The organism is Mariniflexile ostreae (assembly GCF_042427585.1).
GTDB lineage: Bacteria > Bacteroidota > Bacteroidia > Flavobacteriales > Flavobacteriaceae > Pseudalgibacter > Pseudalgibacter ostreae.
In genome coordinates this window covers 1-1,379 of sequence record NZ_JBHMFC010000070.1, presented here as the reverse complement: position 1 = coordinate 1,379, position 1,379 = coordinate 1, and the positions used below count along the sequence as shown (strand labels likewise).

Genomic DNA, 1,379 nt, shown 5'->3' with positions numbered 1-1,379 from the left:
GTGGACCGGTCCACCGGGGAACTCATCGCGGTTGAAGTCTTCGTGGCCATCCTGCCCAACAGCCAGTACACCTATGTGGAAGCCTGCCATAGCCAAAAGAGAGCGGATTTTATTGCCTGCTGTGGACATGCCCTGGAGTTTTATGGCGGAGCTCCCAAGGCCATCGTCTCCGATAATCTAAAATCGGCCGTAACCCGTGCCAGTCGCTATGAGGCAGATATCAACCGCAGCTTTAAGGACTTTGCCAGGCATTACAATTGTGCGATCAACCCCACCCGTGGCTACTCCCCGCAGGACAAGGCCCTTGTAGAGAATGCTGTTCATCTTGCCTATCAGCGCATCTATTACCCTTTACGCAATATGACCTTCTTCTCCTTGAACGAACTCAACAAAGAGATCTGCAAACTGTTGATGGCCTACAACAACTTACTGTTCAAAAGAAAGCAGGCCAGCCGCCTGGAGCTCTTCCAGTCCATAGAAAAAGGCCATTTAAAATCACTTCCAACAAGTCCCTACCAGCTTAAGGACTATTGTCGTGCCAAGGTGCAGAAGATGGGATATGTGTACTTCTCACCAGATAAAAGTTATTATAGCGTACCCTATCGCTACATCGGCAAGCAGGCCCAGATCCATTATACCACCACAACGGTGGAAATATATTATAACCATCAGCGGATAGCCCTGCACCGGCGCAACCCCAGTAAGGGAAACTATAACACCGATCGCGACCACCTGAGCAGTACCCACAAATATTATGTGGACTGGAGCCCTGAGTTCTTTAAAAAGAAGGCAGCTGTCCACGGAAAAAACGTAGAGGCCTGTATCGATACGATCATCGCCTCGGGAGATTACCCTGAGGTCGGCTACAAACGGGCCATGGGACTTATCCAGTTGCACAAGGCGTATGGCTCACAGCGCTTGGACAGCGCATGTAAAAGGGCCATACAGGCAGATGCGGTCGCATATCAGCGCATCAAGAACATCCTAAAGAACAACCTGGACCGGTCTTCCCTGTTCTACCAAGACCTGGAGCAGGACAGGCCCCATATCCCTGAACATGAAAATCTCCGGGGAGCTTCGGCCTATCAATAAATATGTAACCAATAAACTCTATAATTATGAACAACAATCAAACTGTTGAAAAACTAAAACAAATGCGCCTGGGTGCCATGGCAGACCTGCACCTCCAGCAGATCAGGGAAAACCGCACCACAGATCTTACGGCCGATGAATACCTGGCACTGCTCACGGACCATCAATGGGAAGACCATAAGGACCGAAAGATCCAAAGGCTCCTCAAGCAGGCAACCTTCCGAGGACAGGCAGCGCTGGCGGAAGTGGACTACACCCAACAGCGCAATCTGGACAAGAATATGTTT

At 50.1% G+C, this 1,379-nt stretch carries 2 protein-coding genes; both read left to right on the top strand.

Features of this window, described 5'->3' with window-relative positions:
- Nucleotides 1–1,092 (top strand): Mu transposase domain-containing protein (locus ACFFU9_RS11070; RefSeq protein ID WP_379861504.1); only part of this gene is annotated, 1,092 nt, incomplete at its 5' end.
- Nucleotides 1,093–1,118: 26 nt separating this feature from the next.
- Nucleotides 1,119–1,379 (top strand): ATP-binding protein (locus ACFFU9_RS11065; RefSeq protein WP_379861503.1); only part of this gene is annotated, 261 nt, incomplete at its 3' end.